Origin of the sequence: Pseudarthrobacter naphthalenicus (assembly GCF_029076445.1) — a bacterium.
Taxonomy (GTDB): Bacteria; Actinomycetota; Actinomycetes; order Actinomycetales; family Micrococcaceae; genus Arthrobacter; species Arthrobacter naphthalenicus.
Genome location: NZ_JARESG010000007.1, coordinates 1 through 20,742, shown reverse-complemented (window position 1 = coordinate 20,742; position 20,742 = coordinate 1). Strand labels below are relative to the sequence as shown.

The following is a 20,742-nucleotide window of genomic DNA, read 5'->3' as shown; positions in this document are numbered from 1 at the left end:
CCTCTTGGTAAGTTGGGTGCATGGAAGCACAGACATTTCCGGCCCGCCTGCCCGCGGGCTTTGCCGACGGCGTGTTCCCCGCAGGGTGCCCCAGCCGGACAGTGCTGGACCACATCACCAGCAAGTGGGGAGTGCTGATCCTGGTGGCACTCTCCGAAGGCGAACAGCGCTGGAGCGAACTCCGGCGCCGCGCCGAAGGCATCAGCGAGAAGATGCTGGCGCAGACCCTGAAAACGCTGGAGAACGACGGCCTGGTGCTGCGCCGCGCCCAGCCGGTCATTCCACCCCGCGTCGACTACAGCCTCACGGAGCGCGGCTACGAACTGACGGCCCTGCTGGTTCCCCTCGTGGCCTGGGCCTACAACAACGCCGAGCAAATCCTCCAAACGCCGCGGGTGGAACCCTGACCCGGGCTACAGCACACAGCCCGGTCGAAAAGCCTAGGTACCGGCCCCGCTAAAAATCGAGTACATGTTACTGGTGTGACTGGTGTGAATAGCGCTTAGCGTTTTCCTAAGGTGTGAGCCCGGACTAGGAGGACCATCCTCTGCTGGGAGCTGTCCGGCTACCGCACCGCAGCAGGCGGCTCCGCGCCGCTTCAAGGAGTGGTTCGCATGGTGAAAACACATGTCCAGGACTTGGCGAATATGGGCAGGCCCGTCAGACTTTCCTCACTTGTTGCCCGTCTCTGGCGCCGCACACGTGCGGCGACACGCCCCAAATCCCCCTACCGGGTGGGCGATGCCGTGGTGGGCGATGACCCGTTCAACGGGCGGCAGGAAGGGATCGTGATGTCCCACTGCGGAACGTCGGTGGAACTGAGCGCCGCGGCGGGGGTGTTCTACTACGACCACCGCCACCTGAGGCCGCAGGATTAGCTGCCTCAGGTGGCGGTGGTGTGCTGCAGGGACCGGGAACTAGCGCGCGGACCAGCCGCCGTCCATGGTGTAGCTGGCCCCGGTGACCATGCCGGCGTGATCGGATGCCAGCCAGGCCACCAGGGAAGCCACCTCGGCCGGTTCCACCAGCCGCTTGATGGCGGACTCGGTGAGCATGACCTTGGCCAGTACCTCTGACTCGGGTATTCCGTGCACTTTGGCCTGGTCAGTGATTTGTTTCTCTACCAGCGCTGTCCGGACATAGCCCGGGTTCACGCAGTTGGAGGTGACGCCGTGCTCCCCGCCTTCAAGCGCCGTCACCTTGCTCAGCCCTTCCAGGCCGTGCTTGGCGGATACGTACGCGCTCTTGAACGGGGAGGCACGGATCCCGTGCACCGAGGACAGGTTGATGATGCGACCGAACCCGTTGGTGTACATGTGCGGCAGGGCGGCCCGGATCAGCAGGAACGGCGCCTCCAGCATGAGGGCGATGATCCGGCGGAATTCGGCCGGATCAAACTCCTCGATGGGGCTGATCCGCTGGATCCCGGCGTTGTTCACCAGGATGTCGCAGTCCAGGCTCAGGGTGCCGAGCCTGTCCACGTCCAGCAGGTCAACAGCCCAGGAGGTGCCGCCCACTTCGTCGGCGAGTGCGGCGGCGCCGGCGGCGTCGACGTCGGCTACCACCACCTTCGCCCCGCGGGCAGCGAGCTCCCGGACACACGCGGCGCCGATTCCGCTGGCGCCGCCGGTGACAAGTGCCTTGCGGCCGTTCAGTGTGTTTTCCATTGCAGGTCCGGTTCCCATCGTGTGCAGTTCCTTCAGGCGTCGCGGTTAGGGCTGTTCAGGCGGCTCAGCGTGAGCTTGCCGGAAGCAATCCTTCGCGTGCGGCGTCAGCCTTGTCCACATCCTCCAGGGCGATGCCCTTGGTTTCCTTGAGGCTCAGTACGGCGACAACGGTGATGGCGCAGGCAATCACCAGGTAAATGGCCGTCGGCACCCATGAGCCGGTGTCTTTCAGCCACTGGGTTGCCAGCAGCGGCGCAAGTGAGCCGGCGAAGATGGAGGTGACCTGCGAGCCCAGCGAAACACCCGAGTAGCGCATCCGGGTGGGGAACAGTTCAGCCATGATGGCGGGCTGGCCGGCGTACATAAACGCATGCAGGCACAGGCCGATGGTCACGGCGAGGACGATCACCACGGCGTTGCGGGTATCGAACATGGGGAAGGCGAAGAACGGCCAGGCCGCACCGGTGATGGCACCGATGAGGTAGACGGGCTTGCGTCCTATGCTGTCCGCCAGCCGGCCAATCTGCGGGATGATCAGGAAATGGATCACGTGCGCGATCAGCAGTGCGAGCAGGAGCGAGGAGGTGTCGTACTTGTGCACGCTCTTGAGGTAGACGATGGCGAAGCTGACCACCAGGTAGTACATGATGTTCTCCGCGAACCGGAGCCCCATGGCCTGCAGGATGCCCTTGGGGTACTTGCGCACCACTTCGAAGACGCCATAGCTGACAGCCTGCTCCTTCTCCACGAGGGCCTTGGCTTCGAGGAAAATGGGGGCTTCGGTGACGTGGGTGCGGATGTAGTAGCCAACAAACACGATCACGGCGGAGAGCCAGAAGGCCACACGCCAGCCCCAGCCGAGGAACGCTTCCGGGCTCAGCGTGGTTGACATGATGAAGAGCACGAGCGTGGCGAGCAGGTTACCCACGGGGACGGCGGCCTGGGGCCAGCTGGACCAGAAGGCGCGCTTGCTGTTGGGGCTGTGTTCGGCAACCAGCAGCACGGCGCCGCCCCATTCGCCGCCCAGTGCAAAGCCCTGGATGAAGCGCAGGGCAACCAGCAGGGCGGGGGCCGCGTAGCCGATGTCGGCGAAGCCCGGGAGGCAACCCATCAGGAACGTGGCGACGCCGACGATCACGATGGTCAGCTGCAGGGTGGGTTTGCGGCCGAGCTTGTCGCCGATCTGCCCGAAGACGATGCCACCGAGCGGGCGGGCCACAAAGCCCACCGCGTAGGTGATGAAGGCCTGGATGATGCCGTCGAGTTCGTTGCCCGTGGCGGGGAAGAAGTACTTCCCGAACACGAGGGTTGCAGCGGTGGCGTAGAGGAAGAATTCGTACCATTCCACCACCGTGCCCACCATTGAGGCGGCGACGATTTTTTTGAGGCCGGATCCCTTGGATGCGGATCCGGGGGCATTGTCTGCCGAGCGCTGCTCTACGCTCATGAGTTTCTCCTTAGTGTCCACTTTGACACGCGCTGTGATCCACAGCACTAATGGCTTCATCGAGTATTGCTGCACAAACTTGCGCATTCAATGGCCAATCCGGCACCAACCATGTGCACAATTGCAGATATGAATGCCAACCCCGATGATCTGCTGGTCCTCCTCGAAGTGTCCCGTTCGGGGAAATTTACGACGGCGGCGCAGGCTTTGGGCCTGAACCACACCACCGTTTCACGCCGGATCTCCGCGCTGGAAAAAGCATTGGGTGGCCGGGTGCTGGCCCGCGCCGCGGGCGGCTGGGAACTGACGGAGCTGGGCACCGAGGCGGTGCGAGTGGCCGAACGGGTGGAGGAGGCGGTGAGTGCGCTGGGGCCGGCCGGAACGGCACCCGACCCGGTTGCCGGCGTCGTACGCATGACGGCGACGGACGGCTTCAGCGCGTATATCGCGGCACCGGCCGTGGCCCGGCTGCGCCGCGCCCATCCGGGCCTCGCCGTGGAAGTGGTGACCATGACCCGGCGGGCGCTGCAGCAGCGCTCCGGCCTGGACATTGAAGTGGTGGTGGGCGAACCCCAGGTCCACCGGGCCGAGGCCGTCCGGCTGGGCGAATACATGCTGGGCATGTACGCCTCGCGCGCATACCTGGCCGAAAACGGAACCCCGGCCAGCGTGGCGGAACTGACCGAGCACCCGCTGGTCTACTTTGTGGATTCGATGCTGCAGGTGGACGATCTTGACGCTCCGCGCCGGCTGGTCCCGGCCATGCGGGACGGCCTGACGTCAACGAACGTTTTTGTCCATGTGGAGGCCACCCGCGCCGGGGCCGGCATCGGCTTCCTGCCGTGCTTTATGGGGGACCTGCATGCCGACCTGGTCCGGCTGCTCCCCGGCGACTTTGCCGAGCTCCTCCCCTACTGGATGGTCCTGCGGCCGGATTCGATGCGCCGCCCGGCCGTGGCCGCCGTCGTCCAGGCCCTTCGGGAGCAGACGGCTGCGCACCGGGAGTTTCTGCTGGGGAGGGGAAGGGCCTAATCACTTCCCGGGTCGTGGCGGACAGGTGAGTTGGCGGCGAAGGCGCGCACCTGCTCGTCGCTCCAAATATGGGCAGGGACCGCGCCGCCCAGGAGCCTGCGGGCCAGCTGCGGATCCCCGTCCAGCGGCGTGTCGCTGCCGGCCATCACCATGTTGCCGTAGCGGCGGCCCTTGAGCATGGCGGGATCGGCGATGATGAGGGTGTGTTCGAAGGCGGCCGCGATGGTGGCGGCGTCCTCGCGGGCATTCTTGAGGTCCGGGGCGTCGCCCGAGTTGACCACGTAGATGCCGCCGGGCGCGAGCACCCGTTTGATGTGCTCCGTGAATTCGGCCGTGGTGAGCGGCCGCGGTGTCAGGGAGCCGGCGAAGACGTCCCGGATGATAAAATCGCGGGTGTCCGCCGTCAGCGTTTCGGTGACCTCCCGCGCCTCCCCTACCCGCAGCCGGAGCAGCGGCGCCTTGGGAAGGTCGAACCAGCCGCGGACGTACTCGGCCAGCTTGCCGTCCAGCTCCACCACCACCTGGCGGGCGTCCGGGTAGGCCGTGTGGAAGTAGCGGGCCAGGGAACAGGCGCCGCCGCCCAGGTGCAGGCCGCGCAGCTTTTCGCCGGCCTTCGGTGGCCAGCGGGATTCGATGAGCGCGGCCATCCAGCGCATGTACTCGAAGTCCAGGAACAGGGGATCTGCGAGATCGATGTGGGAGCTCATCACCCCGTTGATCTTCAGCAGCCAGCCGTTCGAGTTGTCCTGGTCCGCGATCAGCTCACAGTCGCCGGTATCAATGTAGTAGACGCCCTCCACGGGACCGTCCGGGCGGGTCCCCTTGGGCACGTCGACGACGCCCGCCGTCGAACGCTGTCCGCTGGTCCTGCCGCCTGACTTGCCGCGCTTCGCCATTATCCGTGTGCCGCCTCAGTCATGCTTCAACCCTAGTTGCTCACCCTGGATCCGCGGCCTCGGAGACCTCTCCCCCCACGCCGGCGCGGATCCGGTGGACGACGGCGGTGGTGGAGCGGTCCGCCACATAGTCCAGGATGGCCACGCGTCCGCCGTATTCCTCCACGGCGCCGGTCTCCGCCAGCATTTCCGGCGTGTAGTCACCGCCTTTGGCGTAGATGTCCGGTTTGATCTGCGTGATCAGCGGGCTGGCCGTGGGGGTGTCGAAAATGGTTACGTAGTCCACGCAGCTGAGGGCGGCGATCACCGCTGCCCTGTCAGCCCCGGGGTTGATGGGCCGTCCCGGGCCCTTGAGCCTGCGGACTGAGGCGTCGCTGTTCAGCGCGACCACCAGCACGTCGCCCAGCTGTTTGGCCTGGTTCAGGTACCGGGTATGGCCGCTGTGCAGCACGTCGAAGCACCCGTTGGTCAGCACGATCCGCTGGCCCCGGGCCCGGTGCGCGGCCAGCTGCAGCGCAAGTTCGTCCGCGCCGAGGACGGTGTCGGCGAAGCTCTCCAGGTGCCGGCCAAGCTGGGCCGTACTGCAGACGGAGGTTCCGGGCTGGTGCACCACCACGTCCGCAGCCGCCTGGGCAAGATCAAGGCTGGTGGTCAGCGGGAGGCCCACCGACCTGGCCAGGGTCAGGGCGGCCACAAACGTGTCACCCGCGCCGGACGCCTGCTTCTCCGCTGCCGGCCGGGCCCACGTGCGGTGAGTCCCGCCGTCGGCCGTGAACAGCGCAGTCCCGTCCTTGTCCAGCGTCACCACCACCGCCTCCGCCCCCGTTGCCGTCAACAGGGCCTCCCGGTGCCCGGCCAGGGCATCCACCCGGCCGGGGCCTTCCGGCAGGCGCAGACCCAGCAACCGGGCAGCCTCCAGGGCGTTGGGTGTGGCCAGGTCCGGCCGCAGCCGGGCCCAGGGATGGGGATCGTGCGCATCCACCACTGTCAGGGGGCGGCCGACGGCGGCACCCCCGGCTGTGTACGCCCCGTCCCCCGCCAGCGTCTCCTGAAGGGCAATCCGGACGGGATCGGCCAGGACGCCGGTACCGTAGTCGCACACCACGACGGCGTCCTGGTCGCCGACGGCGGAGCGCACCGAGGCCGCCAGCCCGGCCAGCGCGTCGGCCGGGACAGCCCTGGCGGAGTCGTCGATCCGCAGCATCACCTGACCCCCGCTGCTGATCCTGATCTTGGTGGTGGTGACCATGTCCGGATGGGAGTGCAGGTGCGTCACGTCGATGCCGGCTGATTCGAGTTGCCGGCGCAGGGTGGCCCCGGCGTCGTCTGCCCCGATGATGCCGGCCACCGATACCCAGGCTCCGAGGGCGGCCAGGTTCATCGCCGTGTTTGCGGCACCGCCCGGGGCGAATGCGCGCGTGGCAATGTCCACCACCGGAGCGGGTGCCTCGCGGCAGAGCCGTTCGATGGTGCCGCTCCACCAGCCGTCCAGCATCACATCCCCCACCACCAGGATGGCGGGCCGTTCGGCGGCAAGCCGGCGCGGCAGGCCGCCCGAGAGGGCGCGCTCGTCGGAGAGGGCGCGCTCGTCGAAGAGGCCGCGCTCGCCGGAGAGGGCGCGCTCGCCGGAGAGGCCGCGCTCGCTGAAAAGATCGCCGGCCCCGGTTGCCTCCGCCCGGGTCATTGCGGGCTCCCGTTCGGGTCCTGCACCTGTTCCGCCATCTGCTCGGCCGGCACCGGTTCCGGCGCCGGCTCGTCCGGCAGGTGCAGGGCAAAAGACGGCGGCGCGGCCACATGCACCACCTTCACCCGGGTGAATTCATCCAGCAGTTCCGGGCCGTAGCCGAACCCCTCGCCGCTGACTCCCCGGGGCTGAGCTGATCCGCCCGGCGCACCGCCAAACACCTCGTTGATTTTCACAGTGCCCACCGGGAGGGCCGCAATGGCTTTCTGGACGTGGGCGATACTGCCTGTCAGGACGGTGGCGGCCAAGCCGTAGCGCCCACTGCCCGCCAGCCGCAGCGCGTCCTCGAACGTGGGAACAACCCGCACCGCAGCCACCGGACCGAAGGTCTCTTCCGTCATGACCTGCATGGCGTCGGTGCACTCGAGCAGGACCGTGGCCGGGTAGAAGGCGCCCGGCCCCTCGGGAACAACACCGCCCTCCACCGCCCGCGCACCCTGTTCGAGGGCCTCCGACACCTGGGCATGGACACTGTTCCGGAGCCTGGTGTCCACCAGCGGGGCCACGCTGCCGTTGTGGTTGCGGAGCGCCGCTTCGGCCTCCAGGGCTGAACAGAAACGGGCCGCGATGGCTTCGTGGACGTAGATCCGCTCCACCGCGGTGCAGATCTGCCCGCTGTTGCTGAAGGCACCGATGGCAGCCTGCTCGGCCGCCCAGACCGGGTCCACATCCCGGTCGACCACCAAGGGATCGTTCCCGCCGTTTTCGCGGATCACGTGGGCCCCCGTTTGAGCCCCGGCGCCGGCGATCAGGGTGCCCGAGGCGCTGGATCCCACGTGCGCAATAACGTCGACGCCGGCCCGGGTCAGGAGGGTGCCCACACCGGCCCCGCCGGACACAGTCTGCAGGACCCCGGGCGGAAATGCCGTCGTCAGCACCGCCCCCAGGACCTCACCGAGCCGGGGGCAGCGTTCACTCGGTTTGTGCAGCACGGTGTTGCCGGTGACCACGGCCGCGCCGATGAGGCCGCAGGCCACGGCAACAGGATCGTTCCAGGGAGTGAGGAGCACCGCCACACCCCGGGGTTCGGCAACGGTGTAGTCAGAGGCGGACCTGCTGCCGAGCAGGCTGTGTCCCCGGTGCAACGGGCCGATCTCGGCATACTGCTCCAGCGTGGACACCCCGGCCGCGATTCCGGCGAGCGCCTCCTGAAACGGGCGTCCGGTTTCGCGGCTGTTGAGGCCCGCCAGTTCCTCCGCCGCTGCGTCAAGGGCCCGTGCCGCCTTCCGGAGCGCGGCACCCCGCTCCGCCGGCCCCACCGCGGCCCAGCCGGCGGCCGCGTTCCGGGCAATCCGGATGGCGTCATTCGCCTCGTCCGGTCCGGCCTCGGGGATGGACCACAGATACTCCCCGGTGCGGGGATCGGTGATGGTCAGTCCGGGGCCGTCAACCTGCCGGGCGGCGGGCGGCGTGGGTGTGGCGGTGGTATGCATGGATCTCCTCCGTACGTACTTCTCCTTGCGGTCCCGTACCCCGGGAGAGGATGTTTACACGCCGGATTCGGGCACAGAATCCATGTGTAGCCAGCGGTGCCCGGCATCCGTAGGGTGGCACCACAGGCTGGAGAACAAGCGTGGGCGCATGGCCAGGCGCAGGCGTGAGCCAGGTGGCCGGCAGCACGGGAGGGGCAGCGCATGGAACGAACCGTTGGCGGCGTGGGACCGGTGCTGGAGAGGTTTGCCGGGGTTTCGCGGATCGCGCTGCTGCGCGGCGGCGGACTCGGCGACCTGATGTTTGCCCTTCCTGCCGTGTCCGCCTTGAAGGCGGCCTATCCCGGCAGTGCAGTGACCCTGCTGGGCACGCCCGCCCATGAAGCCCTCCTGGCCGCCACCCACACGCCCCTGGACGATGTGATGGTGCTGCCCGCTGCCGAAGGTGTCCGGCCCGGCCCCGAGGATCCGGCCGCCCTGGCCACCTTCTTCGGCGCGGCCCGGGCACGGCAGTTCGACCTCGCCGTGCAGCTTCACGGCGGCGGACGGTTCTCCAACCCGTTCCTGCTGCAGGTCCGGGCGCGGCACACGGTGGGCTCCGCGACCCCGGACGCCGAGCCCCTGGAACGCACCCTGCCGTACACGTATTACCAGCACGAACCCACCCGTGCCCTGGAAGTTGCCGGGCTGGCCGGGGCCCCGCCGGTCCTGCTGGAGGCGCGGCTGAACCCGCGGGCGGAGTTCGTGGCCGGGCTCCCGGCCCTGCTGGGCGCCGCGCTGCCGCGGACGGACCGGCCGCTCCTGGTGCTTCATCCCGGCGCCACGGACCTCCGCCGGCACTGGCCGGCGGAGAGTTTCGGGGCAGTCGCCAAGGCAGCAGCCTACGACGGCGCCACGGTTGTGGTGATCGGTGACCACACCGAAACGGAACTGGCGGCCGCCGTGGTGAGTGCCGCCGTCGGGCGTTCCACCGGAGGGCGTTCCACCGGAGGGCGTTCCACGGGAGGTCCTTCCACGGGCGGCCGTTCCGCCGGCGGAAGCCGGGTGTCCTCCGTGGCCGGCAGGCTGGGGCTCGGCGAACTGGCCGCACTGCTGGCGCGCGCGGATGCGGTGCTGGCCAATGACAGCGGTCCCCGTCACCTGGCGCAGGCACTCGGTGCCCCTACCGTAGGCATCTATTGGGCCGGAAACGCCCTGACCTCCGGGCCCCTGGGGCGCGGGCGGCACCGGGTCCACCTTTCCTGGGTGACACATTGCCCCGTGTGCGGCGCGGACGTCACACAGGTTGGCTGGACGGCTCCGCGCTGCCCCCACAACGATTCGCTGGTGGCCGGAATCCGGTGGGAGGACGTGTACGTGGACGTCCGCAGCCTGTTGGGGCTGTGAACCGCACAGCGGGCCGTGAAGACGGGCGCGTTACGGCCAGGATCCTTCCTCCGCGTGGCAGATCAGCATCTCCCGGACCTCGCAGCCCTGCGGCTGGGCCAGCACAAACAAAATGGCCTGGGCCACGTTGCCGGGGCTGTTCAGGCGGGAATCGTCCTGTGGCCGGTACTGCTCGGTCCGGTCATCGAAGAAGTGGGTCTTCATGCCGCCCGGGATCATGGCCGTCACACCGATCTCCCCGGCCGTCTCCGCCGCCAGGGCATGGGTGAAGCCGAGTACGCCGAACTTGGACGCACAGTAGGCCGTGGCATCAGCCACCGCCCGCTTAGCCAGCGTGGATGCCACCGTCACCACCCGGCCGTGCGAGCTCTTGAGATAAGGCAGCGCCGCCCGGACCACCGAGACGGTGCCCAGCAGGTTGACGCCGACCACCTTCTCCCATTCCTCCGCCGCGACATCGGCCAGTTTGCCGCAGCGGTCGATGCCCGCCGCCGTGACCACGGCATCCAGCCCGCCCAGGGACTCCGCCGCTTCCCGGACGGTCTGCTCCACCGCGGCCCGGTCCGCAACGTCCACCTCAAAGGCCTTGACGCCGGACACCGTGCTGATATCGCGGTCAAGGACCACCGGTGTCCCGCCGGCTTTGAGCACGGCATCAACGACGGCGGCGCCAAGCCCGGAGCCGCCTCCCGTGACCAGGACCCGGCCGGGCCAGGATGAGTCAGTGTTCATGGTGTTCCTTCCAATGGGGTTGGCTCCGGGGGTGGAGCTGTTGAGGAATCGGCGTGAGAGGTCAGCTGACTTTCGCGAGGGCCTCTGCAAGGAGGGTTGAGGAGCGGGCCGGATAGTAGGGGACGGTGACGCAGCGCCCGCCCCAGCTCTCCACCAGCTCCGCTTCGGGCAGATGTTCACCGTTGTAGTCGCCGCCCTTGACCCAGATGTCGGGGCGCAGCCTCTGCAGGGCGGCTTCCGGGGTGTCCTCGTCGAAGATCATGACCGCATCCACGCATTCCAGGGCCAGCAGCAGCTCCGCCCGGTCCTGCTCGGCCATGATGGGACGCTGCTCGCCCTTCAGCCTGCGTACGGATGCGTCCGAGTTCAGGCACACCACCAGGCAGTCACCCAGTTCCCGGGCAGCGGCCAGGGACCTGACGTGGCCGGCGTGGAGCAGGTCGAAGCAGCCGCCCGTGGCCACCACTTTGCCGCCGTTGTCCCGGACCCGGCGAACCAGCAGCAGCGGCTCCGCGGGCCGCCGCCGGAACTTTCCGTTGCCGTGCCGGTCCGGCAGCGAGGCCACTCCGCCGGCGGCCAGGAATTCGGCTGCCTCGTGGACGGCCAGCACGGCAGCGTCCTCAAGGTCCCGCCCCTGCAGCAGGTGGGCGGCGATGCTCGCGGCCAGCCTGTCCCCGGCTCCGCAGGGATCGGCGGCCACTACCCGCGGCGCCAGGATGGGGCGGGGTGTGCGGTCCCGTTCGAGCAGCAGCGTGGCGCCCTTCTCTCCGGTGGTGACCAGGACCGCGCGGCTGTGCCAATCGTCCAGCAGGATGGCGGCGACACCGCCGGCGCCGTCCGCACGCGGCGGTCCGAAGGGGCCACCGGTCCGGGTGCCCGCGGCCTGATGAGCTTCCGCGAGGTTGGGCGTCACCACTGCCACGCCGGGGACGGGGCGGGCGCCGGAGGGGTGCGGGTCCCAGACGATGGGCACGTCGTCGGCCATCCGCTCCAGCAGTTCCCGGAGTTGCGGGTTGCCCGCCAGGCCGCGACCGTAATCGGCCACAATGATGGCACCGGCCTTGGCCACAGCCCGGAGCATGGCAGGGGTGGTTTCCGGCGCCTCCGGCGGTCCGCAGCCCTCATCAAAACGGACCACTGCCTGGTGCCCTGCCCGCACGCGGGTCTTGACAGGCGTCGGGGTGGCGCTTGGACCTGCCACCACCTTCACCCCGGCGAGCGCGGATTCCACATGCCGCCCGGCGTCGTCGTCCGCCAGCACGGTGACCAAGGTGACCGGCCAGCCGTCCTCTGCCAGCATCCGGGCGACAAGTCCGGCGCCCCCGGCGCGCCGCCTGACGGTGGAGACATCCACCACGGGGACGGGCGCGTCGGGGCTGAGCCGGGTGGCTTCACCGCAGAGGTCTACGTCCAGGATCGCGTCACCCACCACAACGATCCTCATGGCAGCCCCATCCCCGAGGCCCGGCGACGGACCTCCAAGTCAAAGGCCCGGCAGAGTGCATGCAACGCGATCAGATGGCCTTCCTGGGCGTTGGCGTTGACCGCATCGATCAGGACCGCCTCGTCGCAGGCAGCGGCGAGCGGATTGGGCCCGGAACCGGTGAGCGCCCAGGTGGTGATGCCCACGCGTCCGGCCGCTTCCACCGCGCGGAGCAGGTTGGGGCTGTTGCCGCTGGTGGACAGCAGGACCAGCACGTCGCCGATGCGGCCGTGGGCCTGGACCTGCCGGGCGAACACCTCCTCGTAGCCGTAGTCGTTGGAGATGGCGGTCACGGCGGAACTTTCCGCGTGCAGCGCGATGGCGGAAAACGGGAGGCGTTCACCATCGAACCGGCCCACGAGTTCCGCGGTGAAATGTTGTGCCTCAGCGGCGGATCCGCCGTTCCCTGCGGCCAGGAGCCGCTGACCGCTGAGCAGCCGGTTCGCCAGTTCCACGCCCCAGGCGGCGAGCCGGCCGGCCTGGCTGCGGAGCGAATCCAGCGCGGGAAGGACGTTGTCCAGGTGGACGTGGACGGCGTCCATTGCCGCGGCGTTGTCCGCCGCCAGTCCGGGCAGTGTGGCAGGAAACGCCGGGTCCGCGGTCAGCGTCTGCAGGTCCTGCTCCCGGATGGACCATTCGGCAGTCACAGCGCAACTCCTTCCATCCGGACCTGCCCGGCGGGCATTGCCGCCACCGCCAGTTCGTATGCCTTTTCGGTTTCGGCGGCCACCCGCTGCCATGAATAGCGTGAGCGGGCGCGCCGCTGCCCGGCCGCGCCCAGTTCTGCGCGCAGTGCGGGCTCGCCGAGCAGGCGTGTCAGCGCGGAGGCGATGGCCTGCGGATCCCGCGGCGGGACGTGGATCCCCGTGCCGCCGTCCACGACGGTGTCGCGGAGGCCACCGACGGCGGCAGCCACCACGGGGACCCCGCACGCCATTGCTTCCAACGGGACAATCCCGAAAGGCTCGTACCAGGGGGCACACACCACGGCGTCAGCGCTGCGGAAAATCGCCGGCATCTCAGCCCGGGGCACGTGGCCCAGCAGGGTCACTTTGTCCCTGACACCGAGTTCCGCGGCCAACGCCAGGAGGCGGCGCACCTCCGGATCGGACTCCAGCAGCCCCGCCTCGGCACCGCCGCCCACGATCAGGAGTTCGACGTCGTCATAGCCCGCCGCGGCGAGCTGCGGAAGCGCACGGATCACCAGGTCAACGCCCTTGCGGGGCACCAGGCGCCCCACCGAGAGGATGCGGTGGCTGCGCGGCCGCGGGGCGGCCGGCCCGTCGGCCGTGAAAAGTCCAAGGTCCACGCCGCACGGCGCAACGGATACCTTGGCCGTGTCGATGCCCATGGCCCGGAGTTCGAAAACTTCATCCGGGCAGGTGGCGATGATCCGGTCAGCGGAACGTCCCACGCCCGGTTCCAGCCAGCGGCGCTCCCGCGGGCTGGTGTCATCGGCGCCCTGGTGCCGGCGTTTGACGGTGCCCAGCGCATGGAACGTCTGGACCACCGGGATCCGGAAGCCCGCATACCGCCCGGCAGCGTCCAGCGCCGCGAGACCCGACATCCAGAAATGGCCGTGGACCACGTCCGGCGGCTGCTGGCCCCAGTCCGTGGCGATGCCGTCCGCGAGAGCCCCCATAAACGGGAGCAGCTCATCCTTGGGGATGTGGCGGGCAGGCCCGGCGTCCACGTTGACCACCTCGAGCCGTGGGCCCACCGGCACCCGCCGGGGCAGTTGCGGTGCGTCGCGCCGGGTGTAGACGGTGACGCTGTGGCCCCGGGCGGCGAGGGCCTCCGACAATGCTGCAACGTGGACGTTTTGGCCACCGGCGTCCACTCCGCCCAGCGCGGCCAGCGGGCTGGCATGTTCTGAAACCATGGAGATTCTCATGGGGACTTCCTCTCTCGCGCCGGAACAAGGATCTGCTCTTCCTGACGTTCACTGGCCGGTTCGCCGTCACCCGGGCTTCTGCTGGCCAGACGCCGGGGCCGCAGCTCGGCAAGGACCGCGTCCCAGTCAGCCAGGAACCTGCCCAGGCTGTAGCGTGCGAGGGCCGCTTCACGCGCCGCAGTACCCCGCCGCCGGGCCTCCTCCGGATTGGCGAGGAGGCGCCGGGCGGTGTGGAGGAGCTCCCCGACGTCGGCGGATACCGTGCCCGCCTCCGCCGGGACCGCCCGGGGTGCTTCCGTGGTGGCGAGGGCCAGGACCGGCATGCCCAGGTGCATGGCTTCCAGCAGGGACAGCCCCAGCGACGTCCAGCGCATGGGGTGGACATAGACCCGGCAGCGGGCCAGTTCGCGGTGGAGCTCGCGGGGTTTGAGGTCACCGCGGAGACGGAGCCGGGAGGTTTCGAACCCGGCGGCGGCGGCCAGGCCTTCGGTCTTCATCCCGAACACATGGACCGGGGCCACGGCAGCGAACGCCGGCAGCAGGTCCGTTCCGGTCACCCGTCCCCGGCGCACGGGCTCGTTCACCACGACGCCCAGCTCCGGCAGTTCGCCCGTGTACAGGTGGCCCGGGTCCGGGATGCCGTGTTCCACCACCAGCGACGGGGCCCGCCCGGTGTCCCAGGCGAGCTTGTTGAAGTGCGTCACGTGCACCACCGGAATGCTGTCCTGGTCAGCCAGCGGGTGCCGGCTGAACGGGAAATTCACCTTTGGCGTGTTGTGTTCCACGAACACCGCAGGAAGGTCACCGCCGGGACGGCGGCCGAGCCGTTCTGCCACCTCCCCGATTTCCTCCGGCCGCTGAAGCACGACGGCGTCTATCGCGTCCGCGTCGAGGTGCGCCAGCGCCACCTCCCGGACGGAGTCCGGCCAGTCCCTGCCTGCCCGGCCCAAGCCCCAGGGTCCGCCCCCGGGGAGCACCGGGAAGAGGTACTCATGGCTGCCGCGGACAAACGCGTCGGTCCATGATCCGTGGACGTGCCACAACAGGATCCTCATGGGCTGCGGTCCTTTCTGCGCGTGCCGAGCCGGGTGCTCGCGTGCGTGCTGAGGGAAGCCACGCCGCCGATCAGGCGTTCCACCGCCTGCATCACGTCTTCCGGAGACACCGAATCCAGGCACGGGTGCCCGGGGACCGGGCAGATCCTCGCCCGGGTCAGGCGGCAGGCAGCATTCTGGTCTCCCAGCAGCTCCAGCGGGACGCCGTACGGGGCCCAGCGGACGGCGGGGACCACGGGGGAAAACAGGCACACCACCGGTGTTCCCACAGCTGCGGCCAGGTGGGCCGGCCCGGTGTTTCCCGTCACCACCGCGTCAGCGCCGGCCAGGACGCCGGCAAGGGTGCGCAGGTCCGTGCGGCCGCCAAGGTCTTGTGCCGACGGTCCGGCCACGGTGGCGGTCAGGGACATCTCGGCCGGCCCGCCGGTCACCACCACGCGATGTCCTGCTCCGGCCAGGAGTTCCACGGCGGCGGCGTGATGCAGCGGCGGCCAGGCCCTGGCGGGAACGGCTGCGCCGGGATGAACCACCACGTAAGGTCTCTCCCCCACCAGCTCCGTGACGTCCGGAACGGAATGCACCCGGAGTTTCCCGTCGTCCCCGCGGGGCAGCTGGAAGCCGGCTGCCCGCGCGATCCCCAGGGCCCGCTCAGCTTCGGGCTGGTCCTCCGGAATGTCCTCGCCGGGCCTGAGCCTGACGTCCAGCAGGGAGCCCGCATAGTCGGTGGAGGCGCCGCTGATCCGCTCCACGCCCGCCAGCCGCAGCAGCAGTGCCAGCGGCAGCGGGGACTGATGGAAGGAGGTCAGGATGACGGCCTCGGTGATCCGGGAGTTGCGCACATAATCGATCAGCCGGTCGGCATGGGGGCGGGTCATCTGCGGCGCGGGGTTCATGATCCAGGGGCTGTCCCAGCTGTAGACCTCCCCCACGCCGGGCAGCATCGCCGCTGCAGTTTCGCCCTGCCGGCCGCAAAGCATCACCACGTAATTGGGCTGGCTCCCGTCGGGCTGCCGACCGTTGGCCACGGCGCGCACGGCCGGGCCCGCCAGCAGTACATCGCCCAGGCTGTCCAGCCGGGCCACCAGAACCCGGCCCATCAGGCACCGCCCAGTAGCAGGTCCACTGCCCCGGCCAGATCCCGTGCCACCAGCTTTGCTGCGGTGATTTCCTCGGACCGCGTGACCTGGGTGGGCACCAAAACTCCCCGGGCTCCCGCAGCCTCGGCCGCCCCGAGATCACTGCCGATGTCGCCGACCAGCCCTGCCTCAGAGGGGTGGGTTCCCAGGCGCCGGCAGGCGCTGTGCACCATCCCGGGCTCAGGTTTCCGGCACGCGCAGCCGTCGGAAGGCCCGTGGAAGCACACCTCCCACACGTCAAAGGGGCCCAGGAGTTCCTCCACCCTGGCGTTGACGCCGGCCACGTCGGCCTCGGTAAGGATGCCTCTTGCGACGCCGGACTGATTACTGATGACTCCTACTGCCAGGCCCCGGGCACGGAGGGAATCCAACACGCTTTTGGCCCCGGGCATGGCACGCACCATGCCGGGGTCGCTGTTGTAGGGGACGTCAACCACCAAGGTGCCGTCCCGGTCGAACAGGACAGCCCTGAGCTGCGATGTTACGGAGCTTCCCATATGGACGTAGTTCCCCGGCGGGGCAGTTCCTAAACAAGCCACCGGGCATTTCCCCGGAATAGACTCCTCGGAACGGGCCTCATCGCAGGGGCATCGTGGCGTTCCCAGGGAGGGCAGTGTGATGTTGCCGCGTGCAGTGATGTCGCCGCAGACCACGGAAGGCGGCGGTGCCCGTCCCCGCCTGGTAGTGCTCCGTGCCCTGGGTCTGGGCGATCTCCTCGTCGCTGTTCCCGCCTTGCATGCCCTGCGCAGGGCCTTCCCGCACCATCACCTGCTCTACGCGTCCCCTGAATGGCTGTCCGATGCTGTTGAGCTGGTGGGCGGTTATGGACTGCTGCCTGTCCGCGGCCTGGATGAGCCCCTCCCCCTTCCGCGCGGATCAGTGGATATCGCCGTTAATCTCCATGGCAAGGGCCCGCAAAGCACAGCCTTGCTCCAGGAGGTCAGACCCAGGCTGGTCGTGGCGCACCATGGCAGGGGCGTGGACGGGCCGGGCTGGGTGGAAGACCTCAACGAGCGCGCCAGATGGACCCGCCTCCTGCAATGGCACGGGATCGCCGCCGACCCCCACGACGTGAACCTGGACGTCCCCCCGATAGCGGCACGGGTTGCCGGTGCAACCGTGATCCATGTGGGTGCGGCCTTTGCCAGCCGGCTTTGGCCGGCAGACCGGTTTGCCATGGTGGCCAGGCGCCTGTCTGACAACGGCCACCGCGTCGTTTTTACCGGAAGCAGCCAAGAGCGCCGGCGCGCACTGGAAATCTGTGACCAGGCCGGATTAGCGGGCAGCGCCGTGCTGGCGGGCAGCCTGCAGCTGCGGGAGTTCGCCGCCTGCGTTGCTGCCGCGAGGCTGGTCATCTCTGCCGACACCGGGGCGGCACATCTGGCCTCTGCCTACGGCCGCCCCTCGATTGTTCTTTTCGGCCCGGTTGGCCCCGGACGCTGGGGTCCGCCTCCTGGCCCTCATGTGGTTTTGACGCGGGACGACCTGCGCCGCGGTGACCCTTTCGCAGACAGCCCGGATCCGGCGTTGCTGGGCGTGACGGTGGAGGATGTGTTGCTGGCGGCGGCCGGGCTGCCGCCCGAACCCTGATCGTTCTCCACGGGCCGGCTGCTGTCCAGGAGCCGGCGCTGCAGGTCCACGAGGACACGTGCCAAGCGCCGCGAAACCTGCATCTGGGTCATGCCGAGCCGCTTGCCGAGTTCCACCTGCGTCTCCTCGCAGAAGTACCGGCGGTACAGCAGCTCCCGGTCTGCGGCGTTCAGTTCCCCCATGGCCACGCGCAGGCAGGAGAGTTCCTCCAAGCGTTCAAGGGGCGTGTCGGCGCAGGCAAGGACCTCGGAGGCCGGCAGTGCCCCGCCATGGGGAGGGACGGCGTCGAGCGAGTCAGGGTGGAGGCTGCTGGCAGCGCTGATGGCCTCCAGCACCTCGCCGGATTCCACCTCCAGGTGTTGGGCAAGTTCGGAAACCTTGGGAGTCCGCCCGAGCGCCTGGGTGAGTTCCGGCTCTGCCCGGAAGAGCCGGGAGCGTAAATCCTGGATGTGCCGCGGCGGCCGGACCATCCAGCTGCGGTCCCGCAGATACCGTTTGAGTTCGCCGGTGATGGTGGGAGCGGCGTAGGCGGGGAAACTGTCCCCTTTGCTGCGATCGAAGCCCTTCGCGGCCTTCACCAGGCCGAGGTAGGCCACCTGGTTCAGATCCGCCCGTTCGCGGCCGCGGGCTTCGAAGCGTGCGGCCAGCGCTTCAGCGAGATCCAAGTAATCCAGGACCAGCCCGTTTTCAAAGGCTTCCCGGAGCTTTCCCCCTTTGGAGATTGGCGCTTGGGTGGTGACGGGCGCTCCGGTGGGGGCGGGCGTTTCCGGCGCCGGCTCCGGAGGTATTTGCGGTGTCTGGTCGGGGAGCCCTTGCGTGGCCGGCCGGGGCTGCTCCGGGGGCAGCGCGCGGGAAGGAGCGGTATTTCGGGCAAGGACAGCGAGGAGTTCGGGCATTGTCAGCGTCCTCCGGGTGATGGTCCGAAAGCCTGTGGCAAGACTTAGAAGTAGGAAATCATAAGCCTGCTTATAAAACAATGCTTGCGGGGCAGTTGACCGATTCACCGGCCAACCACCCCGCAGGAACTGCTACAAAGATTTTTGGGTATCCACGCGCCTAGATCGCGGAGCCCGGCGTGTCGCCCTCGGTCCGTTCGCGGCGCCGACGAAGCTCCTCAGCCTGGACACGCTCGGAACCTTCCACCTGCTGGGTCTCCGCCAAATTTTCCGCCCGCGGCTCGGTCTGCCTGGTACCGCCGACGGCGCCCTCGGCCGCTTCCCTGCGGCCATCCGGGTAGGACTCCCGACGGAGATCGCCATGCGTATCCCGGTCCACAGCCTCCCGCCTCGTGGCGTCCTGGCCCATGGCACCCTCCCGGTTAACAGCGTCGCGGCTCATGCCATCGTCCCGGCCGACAGCCTCCCGGCCGAGGTCGGCGCTGTGACCCATGCGGGTGTCGGCATGCCCATCCCGCCCCATGGCGTCCCGGTCCACATTGCCCCGGCCGCGGCCCGCGTCCCCGTCCGCACGAACATCCGGATCAATGGAGTTGGCCTTTTCGGTATGCCTCGCCACATCCTCGCGGAGGGAGCGCGCATCATTGGACTTCTGCTCGGCTTCCTGCTTGAGCCGCGCGGCCTGAACCTGGGCCTGTTCCGCGTCCGCGCGGGCCCGGCTCGCGCGGGCTTCCTTCTCACGCGCATCAAGCTCAACCTCTTCGGCCTTCCGGCGTATTTCAGCGGCTTTTTGGCGGTTGGCCTCGTCCCGCTTCTGCTGCATTGCCCGGCGCCGACGGCCCGTCACCAGGAAAACAACGATAAGGACCACCACAACAATGCCAATAACAACCCAAACCCAGGGTGCAATGTCCAAGCTACCCACCTCTTTCCATTCGCTTCGACCGGGCCATAACGCCGAAAATACCGACAGCTCGGACCCGCTGATTGGTTACTCGTTTGAAATTAACCAGCAAGGGTACTTATGTTCTATTAGTAACCATGCTTACTATTTTACGGCCAGCATGGCTGGTTCTTGATCAACAACCGGCCTTCTTTGGAAAGAGAGAGCGAAGATGACAGAGAACCAACGGCCAGAGGACCCGGCATTTACGGCTTCTCCAGGCCTTTCCGGCTCCACAGAAGAATCCAGCTTCACCACGGAACGCAGCCCCAGCACCTTCCCGCCTGCCGCCACAACGGGCTCCGTGGCACCCCCGCCGGCGGCCCCTGCCCCCACCGGCGCCGGAGCGGGCGGGTCCCGCACCGATGCGGCCAAGGACGAGGCAGCAGACGTCGCCCGGACCGCAGCAGATTCAGCCCAGAACGTGGCCGAGGCCGCCAAGACCGAAGCAGCAAATGTCGCATCGGAGGCGAAAGCAAACGCGAAGGACCTCCTCCACCAGGCACGCAGTGACCTCACTGATCAGGCCGGCGCGCAGCAGCAGAAAGTTGCCAGTGGCCTGCGCTCAATTTCGGAAGAGTTGCATTCCATGGCCCGCGCATCAGACCAGCCAGGTGTTGCCTCAGACCTGGTCCGCCAGGCCGCGGAGCGGTCCAGTTCCGTGGCGGCATGGCTTGACGGCCGCGATCCCGGCTCGCTTCTGAACGAGGTCAAGAGCTTCGCCCGGCAGCGCCCCGGAACCTTCCTGCTCCTTGCCGCCGGAGCCGGCGTGCTGGCCGGCCGGCTCACACGCAGCCTCAGCGCCGGCGCCCCGGAGTCAGCAAAGGGCTCCACGGGTGCGCGTTACGCCGAAACCGGCGGCCAGCACGTGGCAGGCCCCGGCGGCTACGCACCGTCCGGTGATGCGTACACGGGAACCGGCAGCGCCTATCCAGAGTCCGGCGGCGCCTACACACCTGCGGCCGGCGGTACCGTCCAGCCTCCGCCGGTTCAACTCCCCGGTCCGGCCACCACCACAGCAGGGTTCGACGGCGGCGCGCCGGGAAGCAGCTATGGTGAGCCTGCCCGTCCCGCCAGCCCCTTGGACAGCCCCCAGCTTGCGGAAGAGCCGTGGTCCGATAACCGCCTCGCGGACGATCCCCTGCGGGAGCGGGAGCTCGCTGACGATCCCATGGCCAATGACCCGTTGACGCGGGACCGCTCCGCGGACGGCCAGAACGGCAGGTTGTGATGAGTAACCACATTCCGGAGCCGCCTCCCTCGGAGGCGCATGTGAAGGCGGACAACACCTCGCTCGGTGACCTGCTCGGAGAAGTCACCCGCGACCTGTCCACCCTGATGCGCCAGGAAGTCGAACTCGCCAAGGCCGAACTCAAAGAATCCGCCACCAAAACCGGCAAAGGCGGCGGCA

20 protein-coding genes and 1 pseudogene are annotated in these 20,742 nt (G+C 68.7%); 7 read left to right on the top strand and 14 right to left on the bottom strand.

What is annotated here, in order from left to right; all coding sequences use genetic code 11:
- The first annotated feature begins 20 nt into the window (after positions 1–20).
- On the top strand, positions 21–407 hold the full coding sequence (locus PY310_RS08665) for a winged helix-turn-helix transcriptional regulator (protein WP_275213987.1): 387 nt from the start codon (positions 21–23) through the stop codon (positions 405–407).
- A 207-nt stretch (positions 408–614) separates the two neighbouring features.
- Complete coding sequence (locus tag PY310_RS08660; protein ID WP_275213986.1) at positions 615–878, top strand: hypothetical protein; 264 nt, start codon at positions 615–617, stop codon at positions 876–878.
- A 39-nt stretch (positions 879–917) separates the two neighbouring features.
- Here PY310_RS08660 and PY310_RS08655 read toward each other — a convergent pair whose 3' ends face one another.
- Both PY310_RS08655 and PY310_RS08650 read right to left on the bottom strand, forming a co-directional pair.
- A complete protein-coding gene (locus PY310_RS08655; RefSeq protein WP_275213985.1) occupies positions 918–1,667 on the bottom strand; it encodes a 3-hydroxybutyrate dehydrogenase in 750 nt (249 codons plus the stop codon).
- 64 nt (positions 1,668–1,731) lie between these two features.
- Positions 1,732–3,114 carry an MFS transporter gene (locus PY310_RS08650; RefSeq protein WP_275213984.1) on the bottom strand — a complete coding sequence of 461 codons (1,383 nt, stop codon included), beginning with the start codon at positions 3,112–3,114 and terminating at the stop codon, positions 1,732–1,734.
- A gap of 129 nt (positions 3,115–3,243) precedes the next feature.
- Here PY310_RS08650 and PY310_RS08645 point away from each other — a divergent pair, with 129 nt between their 5' ends.
- Positions 3,244–4,146: a LysR family transcriptional regulator gene (locus PY310_RS08645; RefSeq protein ID WP_275213983.1), complete on the top strand. Its 903-nt coding sequence runs from the start codon at positions 3,244–3,246 to the stop codon at positions 4,144–4,146.
- On the opposite strand, the gene PY310_RS08640 is transcribed toward PY310_RS08645, so the two are convergent.
- The 3 genes from PY310_RS08640 to PY310_RS08630 are packed head-to-tail and all read right to left on the bottom strand — an operon-like array spanning position 4,143 to position 8,219.
- Positions 4,143–5,042: a spermidine synthase gene (locus PY310_RS08640; protein WP_275213982.1), complete on the bottom strand. Its 900-nt coding sequence runs from the start codon at positions 5,040–5,042 to the stop codon at positions 4,143–4,145. The two genes, PY310_RS08645 and PY310_RS08640, sit on opposite strands and share 4 nt — an antisense overlap.
- Positions 5,043–5,082: 40 nt before the next feature.
- Positions 5,083–6,726: a D-glycero-beta-D-manno-heptose 1-phosphate adenylyltransferase gene (rfaE2, locus tag PY310_RS08635; RefSeq protein WP_275213981.1), complete on the bottom strand. Its 1,644-nt coding sequence runs from the start codon at positions 6,724–6,726 to the stop codon at positions 5,083–5,085.
- A complete protein-coding gene (locus tag PY310_RS08630; protein ID WP_275213980.1) occupies positions 6,723–8,219 on the bottom strand; it encodes an aldehyde dehydrogenase family protein in 1,497 nt (498 codons plus the stop codon). The genes rfaE2 (PY310_RS08635) and PY310_RS08630 overlap by 4 nt, the downstream gene beginning before the upstream one ends.
- Positions 8,220–8,420: 201 nt before the next feature.
- Between PY310_RS08630 and PY310_RS08625 the strand changes: the two genes are divergently transcribed.
- The gene (locus tag PY310_RS08625) at positions 8,421–9,602 is read left to right on the top strand and encodes a glycosyltransferase family 9 protein (protein WP_275213979.1); all 1,182 of its coding nucleotides are present in this window, start codon (positions 8,421–8,423) and stop codon (positions 9,600–9,602) included.
- Positions 9,603–9,632: 30 nt separating this feature from the next.
- On the opposite strand, the gene PY310_RS08620 is transcribed toward PY310_RS08625, so the two are convergent.
- The 7 genes from PY310_RS08620 to PY310_RS08590 all read right to left on the bottom strand — a co-directional run bounded on the left by PY310_RS08620 (position 9,633) and on the right by PY310_RS08590 (position 16,399).
- A complete protein-coding gene (locus PY310_RS08620) occupies positions 9,633–10,334 on the bottom strand; it encodes an SDR family oxidoreductase (protein ID WP_275213978.1) in 702 nt (233 codons plus the stop codon).
- 61 nt (positions 10,335–10,395) lie between these two features.
- Positions 10,396–11,778, bottom strand: coding sequence for a D-glycero-beta-D-manno-heptose 1-phosphate adenylyltransferase (gene rfaE2 / locus PY310_RS08615; protein WP_275213977.1), 1,383 nt, complete (start codon positions 11,776–11,778; stop codon positions 10,396–10,398).
- Positions 11,775–12,464 carry a D-sedoheptulose-7-phosphate isomerase gene (locus tag PY310_RS08610; RefSeq protein ID WP_275213976.1) on the bottom strand — a complete coding sequence of 230 codons (690 nt, stop codon included), beginning with the start codon at positions 12,462–12,464 and terminating at the stop codon, positions 11,775–11,777. Before PY310_RS08610 ends, rfaE2 (PY310_RS08615) begins: the two co-directional genes overlap by 4 nt.
- Positions 12,461–13,711 carry a glycosyltransferase gene (locus tag PY310_RS08605; RefSeq protein WP_275213975.1) on the bottom strand — a complete coding sequence of 417 codons (1,251 nt, stop codon included), beginning with the start codon at positions 13,709–13,711 and terminating at the stop codon, positions 12,461–12,463. The genes PY310_RS08610 and PY310_RS08605 overlap by 4 nt, the downstream gene beginning before the upstream one ends.
- On the bottom strand, positions 13,708–14,766 hold the full coding sequence (locus PY310_RS08600; protein ID WP_275213974.1) for a glycosyltransferase: 1,059 nt from the start codon (positions 14,764–14,766) through the stop codon (positions 13,708–13,710). The genes PY310_RS08605 and PY310_RS08600 overlap by 4 nt, the downstream gene beginning before the upstream one ends.
- Positions 14,763–15,863 (bottom strand): glycosyltransferase family 9 protein, encoded by a 1,101-nt coding sequence (locus PY310_RS08595; protein WP_275213973.1) that lies wholly within the window; start codon positions 15,861–15,863, stop codon positions 14,763–14,765. The genes PY310_RS08600 and PY310_RS08595 overlap by 4 nt, the downstream gene beginning before the upstream one ends.
- Positions 15,863–16,399 carry a D-glycero-alpha-D-manno-heptose-1,7-bisphosphate 7-phosphatase gene (locus PY310_RS08590; protein ID WP_275213972.1) on the bottom strand — a complete coding sequence of 179 codons (537 nt, stop codon included), beginning with the start codon at positions 16,397–16,399 and terminating at the stop codon, positions 15,863–15,865. The genes PY310_RS08595 and PY310_RS08590 overlap by 1 nt, the downstream gene beginning before the upstream one ends.
- Positions 16,400–16,520: 121 nt before the next feature.
- On the opposite strand from PY310_RS08590, the gene PY310_RS08585 reads away from it, so the two are divergent.
- Complete coding sequence (locus PY310_RS08585) at positions 16,521–17,492, top strand: glycosyltransferase family 9 protein (protein ID WP_275213971.1); 972 nt, start codon at positions 16,521–16,523, stop codon at positions 17,490–17,492.
- A gap of 89 nt (positions 17,493–17,581) precedes the next feature.
- On the opposite strand, the pseudogene PY310_RS08580 reads toward PY310_RS08585, so the two are convergent.
- Both PY310_RS08580 and PY310_RS08575 read right to left on the bottom strand, forming a co-directional pair.
- Positions 17,582–18,388 (bottom strand): annotated as a pseudogene (locus tag PY310_RS08580) (sigma-70 family RNA polymerase sigma factor); the annotation flags it as partial.
- A gap of 160 nt (positions 18,389–18,548) precedes the next feature.
- Positions 18,549–19,304 carry a hypothetical protein gene (locus PY310_RS08575; protein ID WP_275213970.1) on the bottom strand — a complete coding sequence of 252 codons (756 nt, stop codon included), beginning with the start codon at positions 19,302–19,304 and terminating at the stop codon, positions 18,549–18,551.
- A gap of 199 nt (positions 19,305–19,503) precedes the next feature.
- On the opposite strand from PY310_RS08575, the gene PY310_RS08570 reads away from it, so the two are divergent.
- Positions 19,504–20,562, top strand: a complete 1,059-nt coding sequence (locus PY310_RS08570; protein WP_275213969.1) for a hypothetical protein — start codon at positions 19,504–19,506, stop codon at positions 20,560–20,562.
- Positions 20,562–20,742: phage holin family protein (locus PY310_RS08565; protein ID WP_275213968.1), on the top strand; the 181-nt coding region annotated here is incomplete at its 3' end. The genes PY310_RS08570 and PY310_RS08565, both read left to right, overlap by 1 nt.

Coding starts and splice junctions, on each gene's coding strand:
- PY310_RS08665 (WP_275213987.1), top strand. CDS start 21: ATGGAAGCACAGACATTTCCGGCCCGCCTGCCCGCGGGCTTTGCCGAC.
- PY310_RS08660 (WP_275213986.1), top strand. CDS start 615: ATGGTGAAAACACATGTCCAGGACTTGGCGAATATGGGCAGGCCCGTC.
- PY310_RS08655 (WP_275213985.1), bottom strand. CDS start 1,667: ATGGAAAACACACTGAACGGCCGCAAGGCACTTGTCACCGGCGGCGCC.
- PY310_RS08650 (WP_275213984.1), bottom strand. CDS start 3,114: ATGAGCGTAGAGCAGCGCTCGGCAGACAATGCCCCCGGATCCGCATCC.
- PY310_RS08645 (WP_275213983.1), top strand. CDS start 3,244: ATGAATGCCAACCCCGATGATCTGCTGGTCCTCCTCGAAGTGTCCCGT.
- PY310_RS08640 (WP_275213982.1), bottom strand. CDS start 5,042: ATGGCGAAGCGCGGCAAGTCAGGCGGCAGGACCAGCGGACAGCGTTCG.
- rfaE2 (WP_275213981.1), bottom strand. CDS start 6,726: ATGACCCGGGCGGAGGCAACCGGGGCCGGCGATCTTTTCAGCGAGCGC.
- PY310_RS08630 (WP_275213980.1), bottom strand. CDS start 8,219: ATGCATACCACCGCCACACCCACGCCGCCCGCCGCCCGGCAGGTTGAC.
- PY310_RS08625 (WP_275213979.1), top strand. CDS start 8,421: ATGGAACGAACCGTTGGCGGCGTGGGACCGGTGCTGGAGAGGTTTGCC.
- PY310_RS08620 (WP_275213978.1), bottom strand. CDS start 10,334: ATGAACACTGACTCATCCTGGCCCGGCCGGGTCCTGGTCACGGGAGGC.
- rfaE2 (WP_275213977.1), bottom strand. CDS start 11,778: ATGAGGATCGTTGTGGTGGGTGACGCGATCCTGGACGTAGACCTCTGC.
- PY310_RS08605 (WP_275213975.1), bottom strand. CDS start 13,711: ATGAGAATCTCCATGGTTTCAGAACATGCCAGCCCGCTGGCCGCGCTG.
- PY310_RS08600 (WP_275213974.1), bottom strand. CDS start 14,766: ATGAGGATCCTGTTGTGGCACGTCCACGGATCATGGACCGACGCGTTT.
- PY310_RS08595 (WP_275213973.1), bottom strand. CDS start 15,863: ATGGGCCGGGTTCTGGTGGCCCGGCTGGACAGCCTGGGCGATGTACTG.
- PY310_RS08590 (WP_275213972.1), bottom strand. CDS start 16,399: ATGGGAAGCTCCGTAACATCGCAGCTCAGGGCTGTCCTGTTCGACCGG.
- PY310_RS08585 (WP_275213971.1), top strand. CDS start 16,521: ATGTTGCCGCGTGCAGTGATGTCGCCGCAGACCACGGAAGGCGGCGGT.
- PY310_RS08570 (WP_275213969.1), top strand. CDS start 19,504: ATGACAGAGAACCAACGGCCAGAGGACCCGGCATTTACGGCTTCTCCA.